At 68.3% G+C, this 23,328-nt stretch carries 21 protein-coding genes; 15 read left to right on the forward strand and 6 right to left on the reverse strand.

Annotated features, from left to right (window positions below):
- Nucleotides 1–139: 139 nt before the first annotated feature.
- The gene (locus ACQVDU_RS10355; protein WP_443477068.1) at nucleotides 140–2,080 is read right to left on the reverse strand and encodes a YhgE/Pip domain-containing protein; all 1,941 of its coding nucleotides are present in this window, start codon (nucleotides 2,078–2,080) and stop codon (nucleotides 140–142) included.
- Nucleotides 2,077–4,998, reverse strand: a complete 2,922-nt coding sequence (locus ACQVDU_RS10360; RefSeq protein WP_443477069.1) for an MMPL family transporter — start codon at nucleotides 4,996–4,998, stop codon at nucleotides 2,077–2,079. Before ACQVDU_RS10360 ends, ACQVDU_RS10355 begins: the two co-directional genes overlap by 4 nt.
- A 131-nt stretch (nucleotides 4,999–5,129) precedes the next feature.
- Here ACQVDU_RS10360 and ACQVDU_RS10365 point away from each other — a divergent pair, with 131 nt between their 5' ends.
- Nucleotides 5,130–5,804: a TetR/AcrR family transcriptional regulator gene (locus tag ACQVDU_RS10365; protein ID WP_292710739.1), complete on the forward strand. Its 675-nt coding sequence runs from the start codon at nucleotides 5,130–5,132 to the stop codon at nucleotides 5,802–5,804.
- A gap of 27 nt (nucleotides 5,805–5,831) precedes the next feature.
- Here the strand turns inward: ACQVDU_RS10365 and ACQVDU_RS10370 are convergent, their stop codons facing one another.
- Nucleotides 5,832–6,845, reverse strand: a complete 1,014-nt coding sequence (locus tag ACQVDU_RS10370) for an o-succinylbenzoate synthase (protein WP_443477070.1) — start codon at nucleotides 6,843–6,845, stop codon at nucleotides 5,832–5,834.
- An 81-nt stretch (nucleotides 6,846–6,926) separates the two neighbouring features.
- On the opposite strand from ACQVDU_RS10370, the gene ACQVDU_RS10375 reads away from it, so the two are divergent.
- Nucleotides 6,927–7,730: an LLM class F420-dependent oxidoreductase gene (locus ACQVDU_RS10375; protein ID WP_292710732.1), complete on the forward strand. Its 804-nt coding sequence runs from the start codon at nucleotides 6,927–6,929 to the stop codon at nucleotides 7,728–7,730.
- Between the two features lie 12 nt (nucleotides 7,731–7,742).
- Here the strand turns inward: ACQVDU_RS10375 and ACQVDU_RS10380 are convergent, their stop codons facing one another.
- Nucleotides 7,743–8,147 carry a glucose-6-phosphate dehydrogenase gene (locus ACQVDU_RS10380; protein ID WP_292710729.1) on the reverse strand — a complete coding sequence of 135 codons (405 nt, stop codon included), beginning with the start codon at nucleotides 8,145–8,147 and terminating at the stop codon, nucleotides 7,743–7,745.
- Between the two features lie 125 nt (nucleotides 8,148–8,272).
- Between ACQVDU_RS10380 and ACQVDU_RS10385 the strand changes: the two genes are divergently transcribed.
- The 3 genes from ACQVDU_RS10385 to ACQVDU_RS10395 all read left to right on the forward strand — a co-directional run bounded on the left by ACQVDU_RS10385 (nucleotide 8,273) and on the right by ACQVDU_RS10395 (nucleotide 11,325).
- A complete protein-coding gene (locus ACQVDU_RS10385) occupies nucleotides 8,273–9,175 on the forward strand; it encodes a 1,4-dihydroxy-2-naphthoyl-CoA synthase (protein WP_363493714.1) in 903 nt (300 codons plus the stop codon).
- Nucleotides 9,176–9,289: 114 nt separating this feature from the next.
- Nucleotides 9,290–10,333 (forward strand): AMP-binding protein, encoded by a 1,044-nt coding sequence (locus ACQVDU_RS10390; protein WP_443477071.1) that lies wholly within the window; start codon nucleotides 9,290–9,292, stop codon nucleotides 10,331–10,333.
- Nucleotides 10,334–10,344: 11 nt separating this feature from the next.
- Nucleotides 10,345–11,325, forward strand: a complete 981-nt coding sequence (locus ACQVDU_RS10395) for a 1,4-dihydroxy-2-naphthoate polyprenyltransferase (RefSeq protein ID WP_443477072.1) — start codon at nucleotides 10,345–10,347, stop codon at nucleotides 11,323–11,325.
- Here the strand turns inward: ACQVDU_RS10395 and ACQVDU_RS10400 are convergent.
- On the reverse strand, nucleotides 11,272–11,613 hold the full coding sequence (locus ACQVDU_RS10400; protein WP_292710720.1) for a DUF4229 domain-containing protein: 342 nt from the start codon (nucleotides 11,611–11,613) through the stop codon (nucleotides 11,272–11,274). The two genes, ACQVDU_RS10395 and ACQVDU_RS10400, sit on opposite strands and share 54 nt — an antisense overlap.
- 93 nt (nucleotides 11,614–11,706) lie before the next feature.
- Here ACQVDU_RS10400 and ACQVDU_RS10405 point away from each other — a divergent pair, with 93 nt between their 5' ends.
- From ACQVDU_RS10405 to mgtE, 4 genes are read left to right on the forward strand one after another with little or no spacing between them, the layout of a single operon-like run.
- Nucleotides 11,707–12,126: a PLD nuclease N-terminal domain-containing protein gene (locus ACQVDU_RS10405; RefSeq protein WP_331792254.1), complete on the forward strand. Its 420-nt coding sequence runs from the start codon at nucleotides 11,707–11,709 to the stop codon at nucleotides 12,124–12,126.
- Complete coding sequence (gene menD, locus ACQVDU_RS10410; protein WP_443477073.1) at nucleotides 12,086–13,948, forward strand: 2-succinyl-5-enolpyruvyl-6-hydroxy-3-cyclohexene-1-carboxylic-acid synthase; 1,863 nt, start codon at nucleotides 12,086–12,088, stop codon at nucleotides 13,946–13,948. The genes ACQVDU_RS10405 and menD overlap by 41 nt, the downstream gene beginning before the upstream one ends.
- Nucleotides 13,949–13,975: 27 nt before the next feature.
- Nucleotides 13,976–14,839 (forward strand): PPK2 family polyphosphate kinase, encoded by an 864-nt coding sequence (locus ACQVDU_RS10415; protein WP_443477074.1) that lies wholly within the window; start codon nucleotides 13,976–13,978, stop codon nucleotides 14,837–14,839.
- Between the two features lie 42 nt (nucleotides 14,840–14,881).
- Nucleotides 14,882–16,231, forward strand: coding sequence for a magnesium transporter (gene mgtE / locus ACQVDU_RS10420; RefSeq protein WP_292710710.1), 1,350 nt, complete (start codon nucleotides 14,882–14,884; stop codon nucleotides 16,229–16,231).
- Nucleotides 16,232–16,247: 16 nt separating this feature from the next.
- Here mgtE and ACQVDU_RS10425 read toward each other — a convergent pair whose 3' ends face one another.
- A complete protein-coding gene (locus tag ACQVDU_RS10425; protein WP_443477075.1) occupies nucleotides 16,248–17,528 on the reverse strand; it encodes an isochorismate synthase in 1,281 nt (426 codons plus the stop codon).
- Nucleotides 17,529–17,550: 22 nt separating this feature from the next.
- Between ACQVDU_RS10425 and ACQVDU_RS10430 the strand changes: the two genes are divergently transcribed.
- The 6 genes from ACQVDU_RS10430 (at nucleotide 17,551) to ACQVDU_RS10455 (ending at nucleotide 23,299) form a co-directional block, all read left to right on the forward strand.
- Entirely contained in the window at nucleotides 17,551–18,126 is a 576-nt protein-coding gene (locus tag ACQVDU_RS10430; RefSeq protein WP_331792259.1) for a DUF402 domain-containing protein, read from the forward strand.
- 62 nt (nucleotides 18,127–18,188) lie between these two features.
- Nucleotides 18,189–18,926 carry a demethylmenaquinone methyltransferase gene (locus ACQVDU_RS10435; RefSeq protein WP_443477076.1) on the forward strand — a complete coding sequence of 246 codons (738 nt, stop codon included), beginning with the start codon at nucleotides 18,189–18,191 and terminating at the stop codon, nucleotides 18,924–18,926.
- Between the two features lie 9 nt (nucleotides 18,927–18,935).
- Complete coding sequence (locus ACQVDU_RS10440) at nucleotides 18,936–19,991, forward strand: polyprenyl synthetase family protein (protein ID WP_300593685.1); 1,056 nt, start codon at nucleotides 18,936–18,938, stop codon at nucleotides 19,989–19,991.
- Nucleotides 19,992–20,048: 57 nt separating this feature from the next.
- A complete protein-coding gene (locus ACQVDU_RS10445) occupies nucleotides 20,049–21,422 on the forward strand; it encodes an FAD-dependent oxidoreductase (protein ID WP_292710698.1) in 1,374 nt (457 codons plus the stop codon).
- Entirely contained in the window at nucleotides 21,419–22,621 is a 1,203-nt protein-coding gene (locus ACQVDU_RS10450) for a multidrug effflux MFS transporter (RefSeq protein ID WP_331792261.1), read from the forward strand. The genes ACQVDU_RS10445 and ACQVDU_RS10450 overlap by 4 nt, the downstream gene beginning before the upstream one ends.
- A gap of 96 nt (nucleotides 22,622–22,717) precedes the next feature.
- Nucleotides 22,718–23,299, forward strand: coding sequence for a hypothetical protein (locus ACQVDU_RS10455; protein ID WP_443477077.1), 582 nt, complete (start codon nucleotides 22,718–22,720; stop codon nucleotides 23,297–23,299).
- The last annotated feature ends 29 nt before the right edge of the window (nucleotides 23,300–23,328 follow it).

Consider the following 23,328-nt stretch of genomic DNA (forward strand, 5'->3'; position numbering starts at 1 on the left):
CCGCTTTACGGCGCGACCGACGCCGGTGGCGCAGACTCCGCAACGGCTGCTTGTCTTCCTTCAGTAGCGGCTTCGTGTGGATGCGGGGCCATGGGACCCTCGCGAGGGCGCGACCGAACGGTGATGGCGGGTGGGTTAGCTAGCTCACGACCGGGGAGGCGAGGATGGCGCGGGCTGATGTCGTTCGCTTCCTGGCTATCGCGAGGATGGTCGCCACCAGGCCGAGGCCTCCCCAGATCGCAAGGCCCGCGATCCCGGCACCCACACCACCGGAATCGGTGAGCGCGCCGAGCATCGCGGTATACGCGGGTGAGGTCGGCATCAATCCGTCGATCGCCAGGAGGACCCCCGGCACCGTGGACACGATTCCGGCCGCGACCGCGAGCACACCGATAAGCGCCGCGATCCAGCGGCCCGCGCCGCCGAATACGGCAACCAGTGCCTGGTTCACGGCGGCGAAGGCGACACAGGCCAGGATGCTGACACCCGCGAAGATCGACCAGTCACCCCAGTCGTAGCCCGCAGAGATCTGCACGATCCCTGCCACGAGCAGACCTTGGATGGCCCCGATCGCTGCTGCCGGCGCCAAGGAGCGAAGGGCGAGAAGCGCCGACGGCGACCGGGAGGCGAGAGTGCGTGCGGGGAACGCGCGCAGCGCGATGAACGTACCGAGCGCGCCGAACCACAGCGCGAGCGCGGTCAGCAGCGGAATCGCGGAGGCGCCGAACAGGTCGGATCCGACGCCCTCGGCCTGCACCGGATCGGCGACGACCTCCGCGAGGCTTGCGGCCTCGGCATCCGTGTACGACGGAAGCTGGTCGACAGCCGTGTGCAGCCCGTCCGCGAGGTCGGTCGTTCCGCTCGCGAGTTGGGTCAGGCCGTCGGTGAGGCTTGTCGCGCCGGTTGCGGCCTGGGAGGCGCCGCTCTGCAGGCTCTGCGCACCGGACTGCGACTGCGTTGTTCCCTGGGCGAGCTGTGTAAGACCGTCGGAGAGACTCTGCGTCTGCGCGGCGACCTGACGAAGGCCGCCGCTCGTCTGCGAAATCAGGGTCGAGATGCCCGGAACGACCTGCCCGCCGTAGCCGGCTGCGGTTCCTGCCGCGGTGGCCGCGGATCCAGCATTCTGCGCGACCGTCGCGGCCGCGTCGGCAGCAGTGGCAACGCTCTGGCAGTAGGAGGGCGACCCGTCACAGGTCGCGGCGAGTGTTCCGAGTGTTTGCGCGAGGGCGCCGGCGCCCTGCGCGACAGTGACCGTTCCTGTGGCAGCCGACTGCATGTAGCCGTACATCGTGTTCGCGGCCGCAGGGAGCGGCGCCGCATCCAGCCCGTCGGCGATCTGGTTCTGCGCGGCAGCCAGCTGCGCTGCGCCCCCAGCCGCCTGCGACGTCGAGCTCGCGATGGTCCCGAGCCCAGAGCTCAGCGCACCCGCGCCGGAAGCGAGTTGGTCGATGCCGCTCGCGAGTTCGGCGGATCCGTCGGCCGACTGCCCGATGCCGGAAGCCAGCTGATCGGCGCCATCCGCGGCCTCACCGAGCTGCTCACCGAGGGTCGTGAAACCGAGGAAGACGTTCTCGAGGTAGGCGGTCGAGATCTGCTCGCCGGTCAAGGATGCCGCTGTCGAGGTGATCTGTGCGGTGATGGCGTCATCCACGATGCGGCTGTCGGGGGGTGTGGTGACCTCGATCGTTGCCTTCTCCGGCGTCTCGCCAGGTTGAGTGGATGTCGCGGCGGCCGAGAAGTTCTCGGGGATCGTCACGACCGCGGCGTAGGTGCCGTCGGCAAGGCCCGCCGCGGCATCCTCGGCGTTGGAGATCGTCCACGTGAGGTTGCTGTCGGTGTCGTCGGAGCCTTCGACGAGGCCCGCCGTGAGCTGCCGCCCGAGCGGCACGGTCTGTCCGTTGATCGTGACGGGCTCGTCGTCGTTCACGATCGCCGCGTTCATGGCATCCAGGCGCGTGGTCGGGTTGTAGAGCGCAACGACAAGGATGCCGCCGATGAGGGCAGGAAGCAGGATGACGCCGAGGATCGTCAACCAGGTGATCGGCCGCCGGGTGCGGGCGCGTTCGAGGGGAATGCTCATGAGTGCTCCTCCGCGGATGCGGAAACTGTCATATCGGATCGAGTCGACACGGTGATCGAGCGCAGGTCGGGCCGGTGGGCGTCAGCCATCAGGCCCAGGGCCGGTCCCTCGTGCTGGGCCGAAGCCAGGATCGTGAGGGGAGAGTCCGCGTCGCCGGCGCGCTCGCGGCGAACAAGCGCCGCATCTCGCAGGAGAGCTGCCGCCTGGTCTCGGACGGCTTCTCCCTCCAGTCGGTCGAGGCCGTCGATCACGATGATCCGCGCCGATCCGCGCAGGGCCTGTGTGAGTTCGGTGAGGGGTTCGTCAGTGTCGGCGAGGAGCGCGACACCCACGTGCGAGCGCACCCAGGCGGCGCGCTCGGGGAGCAGGTGCCCGGCAACTCGCAGTCGCCCGTCCGTCGGCGCGAGCCTTCCCGCGATCGTCATCAGGAATGCCCGGGCAGCGCGGGGGTCACCGGTGACGACGACGGTGTCGCCGTATTCGACACGGATGCCGACCCCGGTGAACAGATCGGTGTCGGTTCCGTGTCGTGAACCGAAGGCGTGCACGGCCAGGTCCTCGGCAACGACAGCCGCCGTCGTCCTCGGTTCGGGCCAATCCCGCAGCGAGAGCTCCCGCTCCACTGCTTCGCCTTCGATGTCGAAGTGGGGGAGCACCCGATGCATCCATCGCGGCATCCACCACGCCTTTTCGCCGAGGAGCGCCATGACCGCGGGAACCAGGGTCATGCGCACGAGGAACGCGTCGATCGCGATACCCGCGGCAAGGCCCAGCGCGATGGGTTTGATGTTGATGTCGCCTTCGGGGACGAACGCGGCGAACACCGCGAACATGATGATCGCGGCGGCTGTGACCACGCGGGCGGATGCCGTGAATCCCGACCGGACGGCGCTGATCGCCGTCGCGCGGTCGGCCCTCCCGCCGCGGGCGCGCCGCAGGTGGACATAGTCCTCGCGCATCCGCGACACGAGGAAGACCTCGTAATCCATTGCGAGACCGAAAAGGACCCCCATGAGGATGATCGGCATGAAGCTGATCACGGGGCCGGTCTTGGACACGTGGAGGGCGTCGGCGAAGACTCCCCATTCGAAGACCAGGGCGACGATCCCGAACGCGGCAGCTACCGAGAGGAGGTACCCCGCGGCTGCCTTGAGGGGAACCCAGATCGATCGGAAGACGATCGTGAGCAGCACGAGCGAGAGACCCACGACGAAGATACCGAAGGGCAGGAGCGCGCCGCCGAGCCGGTCGGAGATGTCGATGGCGATCGCGGTGAAGCCCGTGACCTTCAGGTCCACGCCGTATTCGTCAAGGAGGCGATCGTGCTGTGCGCGCAGCTCTCGCACGAGTTCTGCCGTGGCGGGGTCATCGGGCGCGGTCTCGGGAACGATCTGCACGATCCCGGTGTCGGCGGTGCGGTTCGGGGTCGCGAGCGCGACCTCCTTCACGCCGGGGATCGTCGCGATGTCGTCGCCGAGGTCCTGCATGAGGGTCAACGGGTCGGTCGAGGTGACGATCGTGCCGGTCATGATGAGCGGCCCGTTGGCGCCGGCGCCGAAGTGCTCGGCCACGAGGTCGTAGCTCTGCCGCGCCTCGTTGTCTTCGGGCAGCATCCCGGCGTTGGGAAGGGCGAGCGCGAGGCTGCCGGCCGGTATCGCGAGCGCTCCGAGGAGCGCGACCACCGAGACGGTCGTGACGATCGGATGCCGGGTCACGAGCTTCACCCACCGATTCGTCTTCTTTCCGTGCGTGATGGTGGGTGCGGGTTCGGCATCCGCTGCTGACGCTGCCTCGGCAGTGGCAGTGGCAGTGGCAGTGGCAGTGGCAACTGCCGCGGCATCCTCGCGGGCTGATGTTCCGCGTCGGCGCTGCGAGGTGCGCGGTGCGCGCCGAGGCCATCCGGCAACTCGGCCCTTGACGAATCCGAGGAAGGCGGGAGTGAGGGTCACGGCGATGGCAACGGCTATCGCCACGGCGACGGATGCCGCGATTCCCATGGTGGTCAGGAACGGGATGTTCGCGAACGAGAGGCCGATCAGGGCGATGAGTACCGTTGCGCCGGCGAAGACGACTGCGGAGCCCGCGGTTCCGGTGGCGCGAGCTGCAGCCTCTTCCGGGTCCACCCCTTCGCGGACGGCATCCTGCTGGCGGGAAATGATGAACAGGGCATAGTCGATCCCGACCGCAAGCCCCAGCATGAGGGCGAGCATCGGCGTTGTCGACGAGATCGTGGCGAAGGCCGTGGAAATGAAGATGAGCGCCATCGACAGTCCGACACCGAGCAGTGCAGTGATGAGGGGGAGCCCGGCGACGACGAAGGATCGGAAGGTGACGATCAGCACGACCAGGGCCAGGATCACGCCGAACAGCTCGACGATCGAGAGTGTCGGCAGCGACTGAGAGAAGAGGTCGCCGCCGAGCGCCACGGTGCTGCCTGCCGGAAGTTCAGCCTGCAGGGCGTCGGTGATCTCGAAGAGCTGATCCTTCGTCTCTGCGGAGACCGACGAGGCTTGTCCCTCGAACTGGAAGCGCACCAGCGCTGCCGATCCGTCATCGGAGATGAGGCCCGAGATCGACTCGTCATACGGATCGCTGACGGCGAGAACTCCGTCGATGTTCTCGATGTCATCGATCGTCTGCGCAATGTCATCGGGGAAGGGGGCGTCCTCGACGGTCATGCCTTCCGGGGCGACGACGATGAACTGCGCGCTGGTTCCCGAGACCTCCGGGAAGGTTCGCTGGAGCTCCTCGAGTCCCTCCTGCGACTCCGTTCCAGGGATCGAGAAGGTGTTGTCGGTTCCCTGTTGGAAGAGCACAGCTCCCCCGCCCGCGAGAATCAGCACCAGGAGCCAAGACGCCAACACCCGCCACGGGTGACGATACGCCCACCGTCCGAGGGCATAGAGAGCGGTGGACACGGGTCTGCCTCCGGGATTCGTCAAGGGGAGTCTCGATACACCGGTGTATCCGATACGCAAGTGTATCGTAGACGATTGACGAGACCCGCAAGCTGAAGGCTCGATGTGAACGCCGGCGAGAGGAGAGTGGGATGTCCGCAGACGGCACCGCCGCCGCTCAGCATGTTCTGCAGGCGATCGATGGGATCGCGCCCGACGGCGTGCGCGGCCGTGAGCGCACCAAAGCGCGCCTCATGCGCGCCGCCTACGAAGTGTTCGCCGAAGTCGGCCTGGACGGAGCCTCGGTCGAGGCGATCTGCGAACGCGCCGGATTCACGCGCGGTGCGTTCTACTCCAACTTCTCCACGAAGGAGGAGTTGTTCTTTGAGCTGGTGCGTGCGGTGACCGATCGCAAGCTCGAAGCGGTCTCCCAGCGGGTGGATGGCTTGCGCGCCCAGGATGCCGCGCTGACCCCGAATGAGCTCGTTCAGAGCGTGCTCGATGGCACCGTAGAAGGTCTCTTGGACGTTGTGCTGATGAGCGAGATCCGATTGCGTGCGATGCGTGATGACGAGACTGCGCGGGCGTATCTCGCGTGGGCCTCGAGCCTCATCGACCGCGTCGAGGGGATGATCGAATCACTCGCTACGTCCTACGATCTGCGGCTTCGTCTGCCAGCCCGTGACATCGCTCGCCTCGTCCTGACGGTCTGGGAGGATGCGCTCATCACTGCAGCGATCGAGCGGATCGACGACGAGGGGCTCCGCCGCCGGGCGGAGTTGCGGACGCAACAGCTGGCACTCGCGCTCGTCGACACCGCACCGTGACTGGCCGCTGAAGACAGAGCGATCTGCTCAGGCCCCGGATGCCGCCAGCTGCGCGTGGCATCGGGTGAGCCGATCCTCCCACCACTGTCGGCGGTCGGCGGGCGCGGCGTGTTCCGTCACCGCTGACTCGTCGAGCTCGGGCCGGCGGACGGGAATGGTCCCCTGTTCCGGGCGTAGCGGCTGCGTCGTGACGTCGGCTGCCAGGAGTGACGCGGTGCCCAGGCCGCAGTCGTAGTCGAGGTCGGGAAGGGCAGCGGCGAGCGCTGCCCCCATCGCCAGCCCCACCGAGGTGTCAAGCGCGCTCGAGACGACGACCGGGAGCCCCGCCTCGGCGACGATCGCGAGTGCGCGGTGCACCCCGCCCAGCGGTTGCGCCTTGATCACGAGCAAGTCCGCGGCGCCCGCCCGCGCTACAGCGAGCGGGTCATCCGCCTTGCGCACACTCTCGTCGGCGGCGACGGGCACTCCCATGTACCGGATACGGCGCCGCAGCTCCCGCAGCTCATCGATGCTCGCGCAGGGCTGCTCGACATACTCGAGGTCGAACTCGGCCAGCGCGTGGACGGCGTGTTCTGCCTCGTCGAGATTCCACGCTCCGTTCGCGTCGACGCGGATGCGGCCAAGCGCCCCCATCGTCTCGCGCACCGCCCTCACCCGGGCCACATCATCGGCAAGAGTTCCGCCGGGCTCGGCCACCTTGACCTTCACGGTGCGGCATCCGTCGAACCGCGCCAGAATCGCGGGTACGGCATCCGGCGCAACGGCGGGAACCGTCGCGTTCACGCGGATCTCGCTTCGTCGCGGTACCGGGGTGCTGTGCCAGCCGAAGTCGATGGCTGCGGCAAGCCAGGCGCTGGCCTCGGCATCCTCGTACTCAACGAACGGTGAGAACTCGGTCCAGCCGGCGGGACCGCGCAGCAGCATCGCTTCGCGGTGCTCGATGCCGCGGAACCGTGTCGTCAGCGGGAGGGAGACCACGTGTGCGCTCTCGAGCAGTTCATCCAGCGGCGGAATCGATGGCAGGTGCGAAGCGGCGACCATGATCTCATCCTGCCCGCCACACGGCCTCATGGCATCCCGCCGCGCGGACCCCGAGCGCCTACGTCTCCGTAGGCTGAAGGCATGGTTCTTCTTGACACTCCGGTCCGGCTCGGCGTTCAGGTGCGCCCCCAGCACGTGACCTATCCCCAGATCCGCGATGCAGTCCTCTGGCTCGAGGACTTCGGCGTCGACATTGCCTTCAACTGGGATCACTTCTACCCGCTCAGCGGTGACCCGGATGGGGCGCACTTCGAGTCGTGGACGATGCTCGGCGCATGGGCTGAGCAGACCGAGCGCATCGAGTTCGGAGCGCTTGTCAACTGCAACAGCTACCGCAACGCCGATCTGCAGGCCGATATGGCGCGGACGGTCGATCACATCAGCGCCAAGGGCGGCGCTACCGGTCGGTTCATCTTCGGCACCGGCTCGGGGTGGTTCGAGAAGGATTACCTGGAGTACGGCTACGAGTTTGGGACCGCGGGTTCACGCCTCGACGATCTCGCCGAGGGGCTCCGCCGGGTCGAGGCGCGGTGGCAGGTGCTCAACCCGGCGCCGACCCGCAAGATCCCGGTCATGATCGGCGGTGCCGGCGAACAGAAGACCCTTCGTCTGGTTGCCCGCCACGCCGACATCTGGCACAGCTTCGTGAAGCCGGATGCCGTCACCAGCAAGCTCGAGATTCTCGAGCAGTGGGCAGAGAAGGAAGAGCGCGACCTGTCGAACCTCACGGTCTCGAACGAGATCGGCGCGCGCGGCGTCGCCGAGGTCGACGCGCTCTATGACGCCGGGGTGAGGCTCTTCACGCTGGGACTCGACGGCCCCGACTGGAACTTCGACGCCGTCAAGCAGTGGGTCGCGTGGCGGGACGCCAAGAACGCGGCGTGATCGGCGGATCCGTCAGCTGACCGGCTCTCCGCAGACGCCGCAGATGCCGCTCGGTGGCACCTCAACGAAACAGTTCGTGCACACGGCTGCAACCCTCTCGGGCACCGACGGTGTCGCTCGGGTGGAGCGGGGTGCTCGCGGCGTCGTGCTCTTTCGGGCGCGTGCGGCCGGCGGAGCCGAGACGGCCGGCGGTGGCGCGACGGCGGGGCGATGCTGGAGGCAGTAGAGCCGCACGAACCCGGCGTGGTTGTTGGGATGCCTGTGTTTGACCGCCCACAGCTCGGTGCGCTCCTTCGGCGGTTCGTCAGCGGGGCATCGCGCGCAGCGGCTCGCCTCGCCGGGCATCGCCTCGGAGGCCAGGACCGGGGTCTCGAACGGGAGGGCATCCCGCCAGTCGGACGATGTCCTGATCTGCATCCGTATCTCTCCTCGCGGTCGCCCTTCCAGGCTACCCGGGGAATCGGCGGGTCGACGGGACGGGGAGTGACCGGCGAGCAAACGGCGGCTGACGGCATCCGTGGCCGCCCGCGTAGGCTGGTCGCGTGAGCGTTTCCGAGCTGTTCGACCCGGATGCCTGGGTTCTCGCCCCCGGTGCCGAGGGGTATACCGACATCACCTCCCACGTCTCACCGGATGGCAGGATCGCCCGAATCGCGTTCGCCCGGCCCGAGGTGCGCAATGCGTTTCGCCCCCACACGGTCGACGAGCTCTACCGTGCGCTCGATATCGCTCGGCAGGATTCGCGGATCGGCGTCGTGCTGCTGACGGGCAACGGTCCGAGCCCGAAGGACGGCGGCTGGGCCTTCTGCTCGGGTGGCGACCAGCGCATTCGTGGTCGCGACGGCTACACCTACGCCGCCGACGACGCCACCGCGCCCGACCCGGGCCGCGCGGGGCGGCTGCACATCCTCGAGGTGCAGCGGCTCATCCGGTTCATGCCGAAAGTCGTGATCGCGGTGATCCCGGGCTGGGCTGCCGGCGGCGGGCACTCGTTGCACGTCGTGTGCGACCTGTCGATCGCCAGTCGCGAGCATGGCAGATTCAAGCAGACGGATGCGGACGTCGGCTCGTTCGACGCGGGCTACGGCTCGGCGTATTTCGCGCGGCAGATCGGCCAGAAGTTCGCGCGCGAGGTCTTCTTCCTCGCCGAGGAGTATTCGGCGCAGCGCGCGTATGAGATGGGTGCGGTCAACCGTGTCGTTGACCATGCCGACCTCGAGCGGGAGGCGATCGCGATGGCGCGCACGATCCTCACGAAGTCGCCGACGGCGATCCGGATGCTGAAGTTCGCCTTCAACGCGGTCGATGACGGCCTCGTGGGCCAGCAGGTTTTCGCGGGGGAGGCCACGCGGCTCGCGTACGGCACTGACGAGGCCGTCGAGGGCAAGGATGCGTTCCTGCAGAAGCGCGACCCCGACTGGTCACCGTATCCCTGGCACTACTGAACCCGCGCGCGGACGCCGATCGTGACGAACCGAGTGCAGGATGACCCGCCGCAGCCAAGGTCGTGGCGGCCCATTCGGCTGAGTTCCTCCTGCAATCGGGACGCAGCCGAGCTGGTGGCCACGCTGCGAGACGCGCTCGCCGAGGCGCCGGGGACAGGTTCCGAGCCCGCAGTGATCGTCGAGACGTCGGGCTCGTCCGGCTACCCGAAGTCGGTCGTGCTTCCGATCAGCGCGCTGCGCGCCAGCGCCGAGGCGACCGCGGAACGGATCGGCTCCGGGTCGTGGGTGCTCGCGCTCGAGCCGACGTACGTTGCGGGGCTCCAGGTGCTCGTCCGCAGCATCCTGGCCGGGGCGACGCCCACCGTCATTCCCGCTTCGTTCACCCCCGACCAATTCGTCGACGCTGCCGGCACAACGGATGCTCCCCGGTACACCTCTCTCGTGCCGGCTCAGCTCACCCGGCTTCTGGATGCCGCAGTCGGCGACCCTGATGTCGCCGACTGCCTGCGGGGGTTCGCGGCGATCCTCGTCGGCGGGCAGGCGTTGCCGGCAGCCGAGGCAGATCGTGCGGCAGCTCTCGGCATTCGGATCGTGCGAACCTACGGGTCGAGCGAGACCAGCGGCGGATGCGTGTACGACGGCGTGCCGCTGGCCGGAGTGAGTGTCCGTGTCGAGGAGGGCGAGGTGCAGATCTCGGGCCCGGTCCTCGCTGCCGGCTACCTCGACGATGACGAGCGCACCGCGCAGGCTTTCGTGACGGATGCCGACGGCACCCGCTGGTACCGCACGGGCGACGTCGGCGAGTTCGACGGCGTGCTCCGGGTGACCGGGCGCCGCGACAACGTCATCGTCAGCGGTGGCGTCAACGTGTCGCTCGATCGCGTCGAGCGGGTCGTCCGCACAGTCCCGGGACTCGAAGCCGCGGTGGTGGTGCCCGTGGCGGATGCCCATTGGGGTGAGGCATCAGTGATCGTCGTCGAAGGGAACCTCGCGGCCGCAACGAGGGATGACGCGCTCGTCGAGGCCCGTCGACGCGTCGAGCGCGAGATCGGTGCCCCCGCGCGGCCCCGCGACATCGTCAGAGTCGAACGGATGCCTCTCTTACCCTCGGGCAAGCCTGACCGCATCAGGCTCCCCGCGCAGATCACGACGCTCTAGGATTGCTCCCCGTGGCAGCACCCTCGAAGAAGAAGCGTTCGCGGTCTCGCACGAAGCCGCACCCCGGCTCCGCGAACCACGCGCGCCGCGACCACCGTTCGCCGGTGACGGCCCCCCGTCCCGCGACCCTGCGTGACTGGATCGGCGCCGCGCGGCTGCGCACCCTCCCGCTGGCTGTCACACCGATCCTCATCGGCACAGGAGCAGCGGTTCTGATCGAGCGCCCGTTGCACTGGGTCATCGCGCTGGCGTGCCTCGTGGTCTCGGTGAGCCTGCAGATCGGCGTCAACTACGCGAACGACTACAGCGACGGCGTCCGTGGTACCGACGCCTACCGGGTGGGGCCGGCTCGACTGACCGGAGCAGGCAAAGCGAAGCCGCGGACGGTGCTGATCGTCGCACTCGTCTTCTTTGCGATCGCCGGTCTCGCGGGCCTGGCGATCACGATTCGCACCGAACAGTGGTGGTTCCTCGCCGTCGGTGCTGCCTGCATCCTTGCCGCGTGGTTCTACACCGGCGGCAAGCGTCCGTACGGTTATGCGGGTCTCGGCGAATTGTTCGTGTTCGTCTTCTTCGGCCTGGTCGCAACGCTCGGGACGACCTGGGTGCAGGTGTTCGCGCTGCCGCAGGAGGCCTGGTTCGGGGCGGTCGGGGCGGGGCTGCTGGCGTGCGCGGTGCTCCTGGCGAACAACCTGCGCGACATCGATCAGGACCGCGTCGCCGGCAAGCACACGCTGACGGTGCTGATCGGACGCCGCGCGACGCAGGTGCTGTTCACGGTTTTCGTGCTGGTCCCGTTCGGCATCGCCGGGTACCTCGCGGTCTTCTACCCGATCGCGTGGTTGACCGCCATGGCCTTGTTGCTGGCGCTGCCGGCGATCCTCATCGTGTGGACCTATCGTCAGCCGCGCGAGCTCGTCATCGCTCTCGCGCTGACGTCAGGGACGTCGCTCGCCTTCGGCGCTTTCCTCTTCTGGGCTTTCGCCGGCTGACGGCGCGGGTGCCTCATCGGCACCCGGCGCGTCTGCGAGCGCGGCATCTTCGATCTGCTCGTCGGTGGGGTCGGTGCGGCGCGCCCGGCGCTCGGCGAGCGATGCCGACACTTCATCGAGAGGGCGGCGCAGGAAGATCACCGAGAGACTCAGCCCGATGAGCGCCGCGAAGATCGCTGACAGCCAGTAGAACTCGCGGCCGATCGGCAGCAGCATGAGGATGCCGAACGGGACGAGGAAGAACAGGATGCGCAGCACGGTGTAGACCCAGAAGGAGCGCGCGTTCACCCCTCCATCGTAGGCGTCGGGCGCCGTGTCGCCGCGCGGGACCGGTCAGCGTCTGCCCAGCCCTGGCGTGTCGAACCGACCTAGGATGGGGATGTGCCCCGCGTGCTTTTGATTCTGGCGTTGGTGGCGACCGCGTTCTGGGTCTACACCATCGTCGATTGCGCTGTGCAGCCGCCGACGCGGCACCGTGGCGTGAGCAAGCCGCTGTGGATCGTCATCGTCCTCGTGCTTCCCGTCATCGGTGGGCTGCTGTGGTTGGTGATCGGTCGCGCGCGGCGCTCGGCAGTCCACGCGACGCGCGCACCGGATGACGACCCGGAGTTCCTGGGGCGGATCGGCACCATTTCGGACCAGGATGAGCGCATCCGTCGACTCGAGGAAGAGCTGGCCATGTTGGACGCCGAGGACGCGTTCGAGGGCCCCTCGGCTGCTGACACTGCTGCCGACCCCGAGGCCGCATCCACTCCGCGAGATGACGACGACGAGCCCCGCGGATCCCGCGGCGCCGCGTGACGGGCATCCGGTGAGCGACCGTGCCGGTAGCGGCTCCCGTTCGCCCGCGACCGATGCTGCTGCGGCGCTTCTCGATCAACTGATCTCGCTCGGTGTCCGCGATGTGGTGCTCAGCCCCGGATCGCGCTCGCAGGCCCTCGCGCTCGCCGCAGCCGATGCAGAAGAGCGCGGCCGGGTGCGCCTGCACGTGCGCATCGACGAGCGGGTCGCGGGCTTCACGGCGCTCGGCATCGGACGAGAGACGCGGATGCCGGCTGCGGTCGTGTGCACCTCAGGAACTGCCGTCGCAAACCTCGCGCCCGCGGTCCTCGAAGCTCATCACTCCGCGGTTCCCCTGCTGCTGCTCACAGCTGATCGGCCCCCCGAACTGCGAGGGGTGGGAGCGAACCAGACGACCCGGCAGCCGGGCATCTTCACGCCCAATACGCGGTTCGAGCTCGATGTACCGGCCCCGACCGAGACCGATGACACCGGCACGGGCGATCAATCAGCGATGCTGCGCGATATCGCCGACCAGGCTGTCGCAGCTGCCATCGGCGACAGCGGCCGACCGGCCGGTCCCGTCCACCTGAACCTGCCGTTTCGCGAGCCGCTTGCCGGTTCCCTTCCGCCGTGGTGGACAGCGGATGCCGGCATCGGCGCGGAACTGCCGGATGCGCCGATCGACGACGACCAATCGGGAGCCCTGTACCAGGGTGGTGGCGGCGTCGGCGACGCAGTGGACGCGGTATCGGTCGACGAATCGGCGCATGTCCTGGTGCGCGGTGTTCGCACGCTCGTGGTCGCCGGAGAGGGTGCCGGCTCTCGTGCGGAGGCCCTTGCGTGGGACGGCGGATGGCCGCTTGTAGCCGAGATCGTCAGCGGTGCGCGCTTCGGGCGTCACCTCGTGCACGCCTACCGTGAGCTGTTGCACCGACCCGAGCTCAGCGAGCCGATCGAGCGCGTCATCGTCCTCGGGCATCCCACCCTCGCGCGCGAGACCACCGCGCTCCTGACCCGCGACGACGTCGAAGTGATTGCGCTGCGGGGCCCGGGCGAAACGGTCAACCTCAACGGTGCGACACTGGCCGTGGCGGAGGTCGCCGTGGCACCGGCCGCCGAGTCGACGACAGAGGCGCTCGAGGTCGACCGTGCCTGGCTCGGAGCCTGGATGCGGGCATCGCGTGCGGCATCCGTCGACCTGTCGGTACCGGCGCCCGACGGTGCGGCGCTCGCGTCGACCGACCCCCAGACGCGTCTCGGGGCGATTTCGGCCGAACTGGCGGTGCTGCGAGAGCGCCTCGACAGGGTGTCGCTCGTCGATGCGGTGTGGCGGGCGACGTGGCCGCACGACCGACTCGTGTTCGGCTCCTCGCGCCTCGTCCGGGTGGCCGATACCGTGCTGCCGGGCAAGAAGGTGACAGTGCACGCCAACCGGGGCCTTGCGGGGATCGACGGGACCGTGGCGACCGGCATCGGCGTCGCGATCGCGAGTCAGGCCGACGGAGCGGCGGGCGTGACCCGGGTCGTGCTCGGCGACCTGGCGCTGCTGCACGACGTCGGATCCCTGCTGCTTGCGCCCGGCGAGACCGCGCCGCGCATCCAGGTCATCGTCGGCAACGATGCCGGCGGCACGATCTTCGACGGCCTTGAAGTGGCGGCCCTCGGTTCGAAGGCTCAGCGCGACCGCGTGCTCTACACGCCCCAGGATGCCGACCTCCAGGCGCTCGCCGCTGCCTACGGCTGGACCTACGCGCGCATCGATACCCGAGCCGCGCTGGATCAGGCGCTGACAGCACCGGTCACGGGTCCACAACTGATCGAAGTGCCGCTCCCGCGCTGAGGCCTGCTCCGGGTCCATGATGGTCGGGTGACCGCGAGAAGTCAGACCTACTGGACCGGTGACGTTGCCGAACTCCTGCGAGTGAGTGAGGGCTTCGTCCTCTCGGGCGTGGACCCCGACTCGACCCCCGGCTACGGAAGCAACAAGCAGCAAGCAGCAGCGGACCTTGCGGCGGGGGTCGCGGAACTCGACCTCCTGCAAGAGAAACTGTTCGCCCAGAGCCGGGTCGGTGCCACGGATGCGTCGGTGCTGCTCGTCCTGCAGGGGATGGACTCGTCGGGCAAGGGCGGGATCGTGCGCCACGTCGTCGGCTCCGTCGACCCGCAGGGCGTGTCGCTCGCATCCTTCGGCGCGCCGACCGAGGAGGAACGTGCCCACGACTTCCTGTGGCGCGTTCAGCGCAAGCTCCCGCCCGCTGGCCGCATCGGCGTGTTCGACCGCTCGCACTACGAGGACGTCCTCATCGGGCGGGTTCGGGAGCTCGCCGATCCCGACGAGATCGAGCGCCGGTATGAGGCGATCAACGAGTTCGAGCGGCAGGTCGCGGCATCCGGAACGCGGATCATCAAAATCATGCTGCACATCTCATACGCCGCACAGAAGGCGCGTCTGATGGAGCGCCTGGATCGACCCGAGAAGCACTGGAAGTTCACCCCCAGTGACGTCGACGAGCGCACCCGCTGGCCGCACTACATGGCCGCGTATCAGACGGTGTTCGAGCGGACCTCCACCGAGCACGCGCCGTGGTACGTGGTGCCCGCCAATCGCAAGTGGTACGCCCGACTGGCCATCCAGCATCTGCTGCTGGAGGCGCTCGAGAACATCGATCCGCAGTGGCCGAGTGCCGGCTACGACGTCGCGCTCGAACGCGAGCGCCTCGCCGCCACCTGAGCGTTCACCGACCCGCCCCGACCGTCTGCAAGGATGCGCCCCATGGATGACGAGTTCGAGGGATTCCTTGAGACGGTGACGCCGCTCCTGCGCGACCGCCGACTCGACGAGCTGCGTACGTTGCTCGCAGGGCAGGATGCCGCAGCCATCGCAGGGCTGCTGGAGCGAGAGGATGCCCGCGACCGTGCCGTGCTCTACCGGCTGCTGCGGCGCGATCAGGCGCTGGAGGCGTTCGAGCTGCTCGATCCGGGCATGCGTGCAGAGCTCATCGGTGGGCTCCGCGAAGAGGACGTGGCGAAGGTCTTCGAGGAACTCGACCCCGACGATCGTGCGCAGCTGATCGACGAGCTTCCGGCCGGTGTCGCGCGCCAGCTGATGCGGGGACTCTCACCAGCCGAGCGCGAGCTGACAGCCCCCATGCTCGGCTATCCGAAGAACAGCGTCGGCCGGTTCATGAGCACCGAGTATGTGCGCCTTGCCCCGCAGCTGACGGTCGGCGATGCGCTGAGCCACGTGCGTCATCGCGGCACGGATGCCGAGACCGTCTACATGCTCCCGGTGACGTCGCCGCACCGCCGGGTCCTCGGCGTCGTGGGCTTGCGGGAACTCGTCATGGGACGATCTGACCTGCTCGTCGAAGAGTTGATGGGTGAAGCGAGAACGGCCCACGCCACGGATGCTGCAGAAGCTGCTGCGCGGTCTCTCGTCGACTCCGGTCTTCTCGCGATGCCGATCGTCGACAGCGAAGACCGCCTTCTCGGCATCCTCACCGTGGACGATGCAGCCCGCATCCTCGAGGAGGCTGAAGACACGGATGCCGCGCGCCAAGGTGCCTCCGAGCCGCTCGGCCGCCCCTACCTCACGACACCCGTGCTACGGATCGTCCGTGCGCGCGTCGTGTGGCTCCTGGTGCTCGCGGTCTCGGCGCTGCTCACGGTGCAGGTGCTCGGGATCTTCGAAGCGACGCTGGAGCAGGTCGTGACCCTCGCCCTGTTCATTCCACTGCTGACCGGCACAGCGGGGAACACCGGTTCACAGGCCGCGACGACCGTCACCCGTGCCCTCGCGATGGGAGAGGTGCGAAAACGCGACGCGCTCACCGTGATGTGGCGGGAGGTGCGCGTCGGAGCATTCCTCGGGGGTCTTCTCGGCATCCTCGGCTTCGCGCTTGCAAGTCTCGTGTTCGACCCGGCGCTCGGAGCGGTGATCGGACTCACGCTGCTGTTCATCTGCACGCTGGCAGCGACAGTGGGTGGGCTCATGCCGATCCTCGCGATGGCGGTGCGCGCCGACCCGGCGGTGTTCAGCACGCCGTTCATCTCGACGTTCTGTGACGCGACGAGCCTCATCATCTACTTCCTCGTCGCGACCTGGATCCTGCAGCTGGGCTGACCGCGGGAAGGAACGCTCAGGCGAGGGCGTCGACGATGGGCCGGAACTTCACGCGCGTTTCGAGGAGTTCCGTTTCGGGGTCGCTCGCTGCCACGATGCCCGCGCCGGCGTGAGCGACAACCGGGATCGTGTCGCTGTCGGCGGCGGCATCGTGCTGCGCCTGGACACCGATCTGTGCGCAGCGCAGGGCGATCGCCCACTCGCCGTCCCCTCGGGCGTCGATCCAGCCCACCGGTCCTGCATACCGTCCGCGGTCGAACGGTTCGAGGCGACGGATGACGGCCAGGGCGGCATCCGTCGGGGTGCCGGCGACAGCGGCGGTCGGATGCAGCACGCGAACCAGGTCGAGCGCGGAGGCTCCGTTCGACAGTCGCCCCGAGATATCGGTGGCCAGGTGCCACAGGTTCGGCAGCTCGAGCAGATGTGGTTCGTCGGGAGCGACGAGATCGCGAGTGAGGGGTGCCAGCGCCTCGACGACGCTCGTGACCGCGAACCGGTGCTCGTCGAGGTCTTTGCGGCTGGCCTCCAGCGCGTGCGCAGCCGCGGCATCCTCGGCGGCATCCGCGCCGCGCGCCGTGGTGCCGGCGAGCACGCGCGCCGTCACGGCGCCCCGGTCGACGGTGATGAGAGTCTCGGGGCTCGCGCCGATGAGGCCGTCGACCGCGAAGGTCCAGGTGTCGGGGTAACTCGTGGCAAGCGCGCGCACGAGCCGGCGCAGATCAGCGCCGGCTGGGATCGTACCGACGAGGTCGCGAGCCAAGACGACCTTCTCGACCTCGCCCGCCGTGATCGCCTCGATTCCCGAGCGCACCGCCCACTGGTAGTCGTCAGGCTCGAGAAGACCCGGGCCGAGGGTCGCTGACCAGTGGGGGCCGTAGGGACCGGATGCCGGCAGCCTCGGCTCGGGGTCGCTGTCCTCACGGATCGTCGTCACCCACGCCCGACCGCCGTGCACGCCGGTGATCGCCTGGGGAACGACAAGGAACGGGGGTGCGGGCGAGGCAGGGTCGAACCCGAGCGCGCCGAAGCCGACCAGACCGGTGCCGGGTAGCTGCACGGGATCGCTGATGCGGGCGTGGCTGACCAGCTCGCGCCAGATCTCGGCAATCGGGCGAGACAGCGGCGGCGAACCCGGCGCGCCGATCGTGACGACCGCCGCGCCGGAGCCGACGAGGCCTTCGCCCCGACGCAGCCACGCCAGCGGATTGTGCGGGTCGGTCAGTGACAGCAGATCGGCGACCGGCTCGATCTCCCTGGTCTCGACCACCAGCGGTGGGAGACGGGGAGTGCGGGTCACCTCACCAGCCTAGACTTCCGGCGTGGATGCGGATCGACGCGGGCGCCCGGCGCCTGGCACGGTGACCCAGTTTCGGTGGCGCAAGTGGGACGGCGGCGTCCATTGGGTGCACGACTGCGTCTATCTCGGCCACGACAGCTGGGGGGAGTGGTTCGGGCAGCCGGCGGGCTGGCGCAGCATCCGTCCCGGGCGGGATGTCGTGACCGCCGGGCCGAACGTGACCCTCATGCCGCCGAGCGGTGAGTACGCGATGACGGTCAACGCGGCGCCGTCGCGCACCCGCATCTACATCGACCTCGGCTGGGACATCGGCTGGTCACAGACCGCTCCCGGCGCCCCGGAAGGTATCGACATGGATCTGGATGTCGTGCGGGCCCTCGACGAGCGTGGGATCTGGATCGACGATCGCGATGAGTGGGACGAGCACCGCGTCCACTACGGCTACCCGACTCACGTGGTCGAGCGGCTCGAGGCGCTCGCGGTCGACCTCGAGCGGCGGGTGACTGTGGCCGAAGCACCCTTCGATGACAGGACGGCGGATGCCTGGCTCGAGCGCCTCGCCGCCCTCGGCCTGCCGCCTCAAGATCTCGGTCGTTGAGCGAGTGCAGCGAGTCGAAACGCCTCGGACTCACCCCGCACGCTGCGTCCTAGACTCGACGCGTGACCCAGTCCCATCGCGCAGATCTCCAGAAGGACCCGGCCCGCGTCAGCGGGATGTTCGACGAGGTCGCGGCAGGCTACGACCGCACCAACACGATCTTGAGTGTCGGAAACGACCGTCTGTGGCGGATCGCGACGACCCGCGCGCTGTCGCCGCGTCCGGGTCAACGGATCCTCGACCTCGCGGCAGGGACCGGCACCTCGAGCGTCGCGATCGCGCGGACGGGCGCCGAGGTCGTCGCCGCTGACTTCTCGCCCGGCATGATCGCCGAGGGGCGCCGTCGCCATGCGGGGGTGCCTGGCGTCAGCTTCGTCGAGGCCGATGCCACCAACCTGCCGTTCGAAGACGAAGAGTTCGACGCTGTCACGATCTCGTTCGGACTTCGGAACGTCCAGGATGCCGACGCGGGCCTGCGCGAGATGCTGCGGGTCACCAAGCCGGGCGGGCGCCTCGTGATCTGCGAGTTCTCACACCCGACCTCTCCCGCGATCTCCGCTCTGTATCGGTTCTACAACGACCGCATCCTCCCTCCGATCGCGCGGCTGGTCAGTTCCAACGGCGACGCCTACGACTACCTCAATGAATCCATCCGGGCGTGGTCTGACCAACCGGCGCTGGCAGGCCGCATCCGGGCCGCGGGATGGGCAGATGTGGCGTGGCGCAACCTGACGTTCGGTGTCGTCGCGCTGCACCGCGCTCGTAAGCCCGTCGGGGATGGTGGCTCCGAGCCCCGGTAGGCTTGTCCCGTGACCCCCTCTGCGTCAAGTTCCCGAATCGCGAGCCAGCTGGGTCTCGCGGAACGGATCTTCGCGGGCCCTCGTGCGCGCCGTCTCATCGACGGTGTCGAAGCAGGGCTGGATCGGGTCGATGCGAACCTCGAGCGTGAGCTTCACGTTTCGGATGCCCTCGCCGACGCGACAAGTCGGTACCTGTTCGATGCCGGCGGCAAGCGCGTGCGTCCGATGCTCGCTCTGCTGACCGCACACCTCGGCGACGGCGTCACAGAGGACGTCGTCGAGGCCGCCACGGCGCTCGAACTCACCCACCTCGGTTCGCTCTATCACGATGACGTCATGGATGACGCAGACAAGCGTCGGGGCGTGCCGAGTGCTCACTCGGTGTGGGGCAATAACATCGCCATCCTCACCGGCGACCTCCTGTTCGCCCGTGCGAGCCAGATCATGGCGCGCCTCGGGGAGGGGGCCATCCGGCTGCAGGCGAACACGTTCGAGCGACTCGTGCTCGGTCAGATGCATGAGACCGTCGGGCCGACGGATGCCGATGACCGCGTCGGGTTCTACCTGCAGGTGCTGGCAGACAAGACCGGATCGCTGATAGCAGCAGCCGCGCAGTCGGGCATCATCTTCAGCAACGCCCCCGGCGAGTACGAAGAGCCGGTGCGCACCTTCGGTGAGGCAGCCGGCGTTGCCTTCCAGCTTCTGGATGACGTCATCGACCTCTCGGCTGATCCCGATGAGACCGGCAAGGTGCCCGGAACCGACCTGCGTGCCGGTGTGCCGACGATGCCGTATCTGCTTCTCGCGCGCCGCGACGACCCCGAGGCCCGCGCTCTTCGCGACAGGATCGACGAGGGTGTCGCCCGGATCGCCGACGGTGAGGACCCCGCGCTGCTGGACGAGCCCCTCGCGATGCTGCGCACCGACAGATCAACGCGCGAGACGGTGGAACTGGCCAATGCTTGGTCGCGCGATGCGATCGCGGCACTCGATCCCATCCCCGACGGCCCGGTCCGCGAAGCCCTCACGAGGTTTGCGCAGGCCGTCGCCGACCGCTCGAGCTGAGGCCGTCCCGGCGCTCTCGCGCCGATTCACCGTGCTCTCGCGTCCCGAAAGGAACACATGACCACTCTGAGGTTGGCCATCGTCGGCGCAGGCCCGGCGGGCATCTACGCTGCTGACATCCTGCTGAAGGCGGAGCGCGCGTTCGACGTGTCGATCGACCTGTTCGAGCAGCTGCCTGCCCCGTACGGCCTCGTTCGGTATGGCGTGGCTCCCGATCACCCGCGCATCAAGGGCGTCATCACGGCCCTGCGCGAAGTGCTCGACAGGGGCGACATCCGCATCTTCGGCAACGTCGAGTTCGGTCGCGACATCACGCTCGACGATCTGAAGCGCCACTACAACGCCGTCATCTTCGCTACCGGTGCCGTTCGGGATGCGACCCTCGACATCCCGGGGATCGACGCCGAAGGGTCGTATGGCGCTGCCGACTTCGTGAGCTGGTTCGACGGGCATCCCGACGTGCCTCGCACCTGGCCGCTCACCGCGCAGTCGGTCGCTGTCGTCGGCAACGGCAACGTCGCCCTCGACATCACCCGGATCCTCGCCAAGCACGCCGATGATCTGCTTCCCACCGAGATTCCGGCGAACGTCTACGAGGGTCTCAAGGCCTCGCCGGTGACCGACGTTCACGTCTTCGGCCGTCGCGGCCCCGCGCAGGTCAAGTTCACCCCTCTCGAGTTGCGCGAGCTCGGCGAGCTGCGGGATGTCGACATGGTCGTCTACGACGAGGACTTCGACTACGACGAGGCATCCCGTACCGCGATCGAGAGCAACAAGCAGGTCAAGGTCATCGACCGCGTTCTGCAGGAGTGGCGGACTCGCCCGGGCGTGAACAACGCCGGGGGGACGGCGTCCCGTCGCCTTCACCTGCACTTCTGGGCGCGACCCGTCGAGGTGAAGGTGGACGAGACGGGTCATGTGTCGGGCTTCGTCTACGAGCGCACGCGTCCCGACGGGCAGGGCGGTGTCGCCGGAACCGGTGAGTTCCGCGAGGTTCCCATCCAAGCCATCTACCGCGCCGTCGGCTACTTCGGGTCACCTCTTCCCGAGGTGCCCTTCGATGAGCGGCACGGTGTCATTCCCAACCACGAGGGGCAGGTTCTTCGCGCCGACTCCAATGAGCGGGCGCCGGGACTGTACGCGACCGGATGGATCAAGCGCGGCCCGGTCGGCCTGATCGGTCACACCAAGTCGGACGCGATGGAGACCGTCCGTCACCTCATCAACGATCAGGGTTCGTGGTGGCAGCCCGAAGACCCGTCGGAAGCCGCTATCCCCGCGCTCCTTGCCGAGCGAGGCGTGCGGTGGACGGACCTTGAAGGTTGGCATCGCCTCGATCAGCACGAGATCGGCCTCGGCGAACCCCAGGGGCGTGCCCGCATCAAGGTGGTGCCTCGCGACGAGATGGTCACCATCTCTCGAGGCGAGTGAGTCCCCCGCGGAGGCTGTCGCCGGGGCTGATCGCAGCTCTCGGCTTCGTCTCCGCTGTCGGTCCGTTCGCGACCGACATGTATCTCGCGTCCTTCACCGACATCGCGGGCGACCTCGGCGTTGATGCCGCCGCCGTGCAGCTCACGCTGACCTCCTTCCTCGTGGGCGTTGCGGTCGGGCAGCTCGTGCTCGGACCCTGGTCCGATCGCGTTGGGCGTCGGCCGGTCCTCATCGTGGGCGGGGTTGTCTTCGCTCTGTCGAGCATCGCGCTGGTGTTCGCCCCGACGATCGCGGTGTTCGTCATCCTGCGTTTCGTGCAGGGATTCGCGGGGTCGGCAGGCATGGTCCTCGGGCGCGCCGTGGCTGTCGATCTCAGCCCCAAGGACACGGCGGTGCGCGCACTGAGCCTCATCGTGGTGGTCGTCGGGGTTGCGCCGCTGGTCGCACCGCCGATCGGCGGTCTGCTCAGCGAGTTCGTTGGCTGGCGCGGAGTGATGGCTGCGCTTGCGATCGTTGCGGTGGTAATGCTGGTCGTGTCGCTGGCTCTTGTTCCGGAATCCCTTCCCGTCGAGCATCGCCACACCGCCGGGATGTCGCAGACGCTCGGTGCTTTTCGCGCGCTGCTCGCCGACCGGGCCTTTCCCCTCTACGCGGGTGCCTACGCGCTCACGTTCGGGGCGATCATGGCGTACGTGTCGGCATCGCCGTTCGTCGGTCAGGTGGTGCTCGGGATGTCGCCGACGGTGTACTCGGTCTCGTTCGCTGTTGCAGCCAGCGGCGTCATCCTCTCGAACATCGTGAACGCCCGGGTCGCCGTGCGGTTCGGACCGAGACGGATGCTGGGTGTCGGCCTCGGCGCCACGGCCTGCGCCGCAGCGCTTCTGCTCGTGCTGACGCTGACCGGCACGCTCACGATCCCGGGCTTCATAGCCGGCGCGTTTCTGCTCACCCTCGGGCTCGGGTTCACGATGTCCAATGCCAGTGCGCTGGGCCTTGCCCGCGCCGATCGAGCCCGCGGTGCAGGCTCAGCAATCCTGGGGACATCGCAGTTCGTGGTCGGCGCTGTCGCATCACCGCTCGTGGGGTTGGCGGGAGCGGACACGGCGGTGCCGATGGCCGTGGTCATTGCGGCGATGATGGCGTTGTCGCTGCTGCTCGGCATCCTCGCGCTTCGGACGACCCGTCGCGGCCGCCGCTGAGCAGAAGGGTGCGCGCTTCCCTCGTGTTCTACATTGAGGGTGTCCAGAGTTTGTGTGGGTGAGGTGGTCGCCCGCGCACCGTACGAAGGAGTACCTATGTTCCGGTCCCGTTTTCTTCCTGCCGTTGCCGTCGTCGGCATTCTGGTGCTCGTGGGCTGTGCGCCGACGCCCGAGCCCTCGACCACGCCGAGCTCTGAGGTAACGCAGAACGACACGCCCAGCTCTGAGCCGACGCAAGAACCGCAGTCGTTCGTCGGCAACGTCCCCGCGGACTGCGCCGCCGTCGGTACGGCTGAGAGCCGCGCCGACTCGGTCGACCAGCTGAATCTGCAGGGCGACGGCGTCGGCTTCGTCCGTCCGGCGCCGGAGGGTGCCACGCTGATTCTTGGGTGCGACTGGTTCGCGGGTGACACGTCGGGTGTCCTCCTGCTGATCAGCGAGGTTGACCCCGCGGCTGCCGAGGCTTACGTCGCGACTCTTCCCGATCAGGGTTACACCTGCGTCACGGGGGATGCCGGAAACCCGGTGTGCCAGATGGTCACGCCGAACTCCCAGTACCCCGTCGACACTGTCGAGACGATCACGAGCCGCGAGGACATCTGGATCTACTCGTCAGTGACGAACGTGGATGCCGAGATGCTGCTGAGCGATCTGAATCTGCAGATCTGGGGCAACTGAGCGAGAGGGGGTGCCGATAGTCTCGGCAC

Source organism: Microbacterium sp. F2 (assembly GCF_052274505.1).
GTDB lineage: Bacteria > Actinomycetota > Actinomycetes > Actinomycetales > Microbacteriaceae > Microbacterium.

Bases quoted from the DNA above. Each gene is read 5' to 3' on its own strand.
- ACQVDU_RS10455 (WP_443477077.1), top strand. From the start codon at position 22,718: ATGTTCCGGTCCCGTTTTCTTCCTGCCGTTGCCGTCGTCGGCATTCTG.
- mgtE (WP_292710710.1), top strand. From the start codon at position 14,882: ATGGATGACGAGTTCGAGGGATTCCTTGAGACGGTGACGCCGCTCCTG.
- menD (WP_443477073.1), top strand. From the start codon at position 12,086: ATGACGACGACGAGCCCCGCGGATCCCGCGGCGCCGCGTGACGGGCAT.
- ACQVDU_RS10380 (WP_292710729.1), bottom strand. From the start codon at position 8,147: ATGCAGATCAGGACATCGTCCGACTGGCGGGATGCCCTCCCGTTCGAG.
- ACQVDU_RS10355 (WP_443477068.1), bottom strand. From the start codon at position 2,080: ATGAGCATTCCCCTCGAACGCGCCCGCACCCGGCGGCCGATCACCTGG.
- ACQVDU_RS10375 (WP_292710732.1), top strand. From the start codon at position 6,927: ATGGTTCTTCTTGACACTCCGGTCCGGCTCGGCGTTCAGGTGCGCCCC.
- ACQVDU_RS10445 (WP_292710698.1), top strand. From the start codon at position 20,049: ATGACCACTCTGAGGTTGGCCATCGTCGGCGCAGGCCCGGCGGGCATC.
- ACQVDU_RS10370 (WP_443477070.1), bottom strand. From the start codon at position 6,845: ATGGTCGCCGCTTCGCACCTGCCATCGATTCCGCCGCTGGATGAACTG.
- ACQVDU_RS10365 (WP_292710739.1), top strand. From the start codon at position 5,130: ATGTCCGCAGACGGCACCGCCGCCGCTCAGCATGTTCTGCAGGCGATC.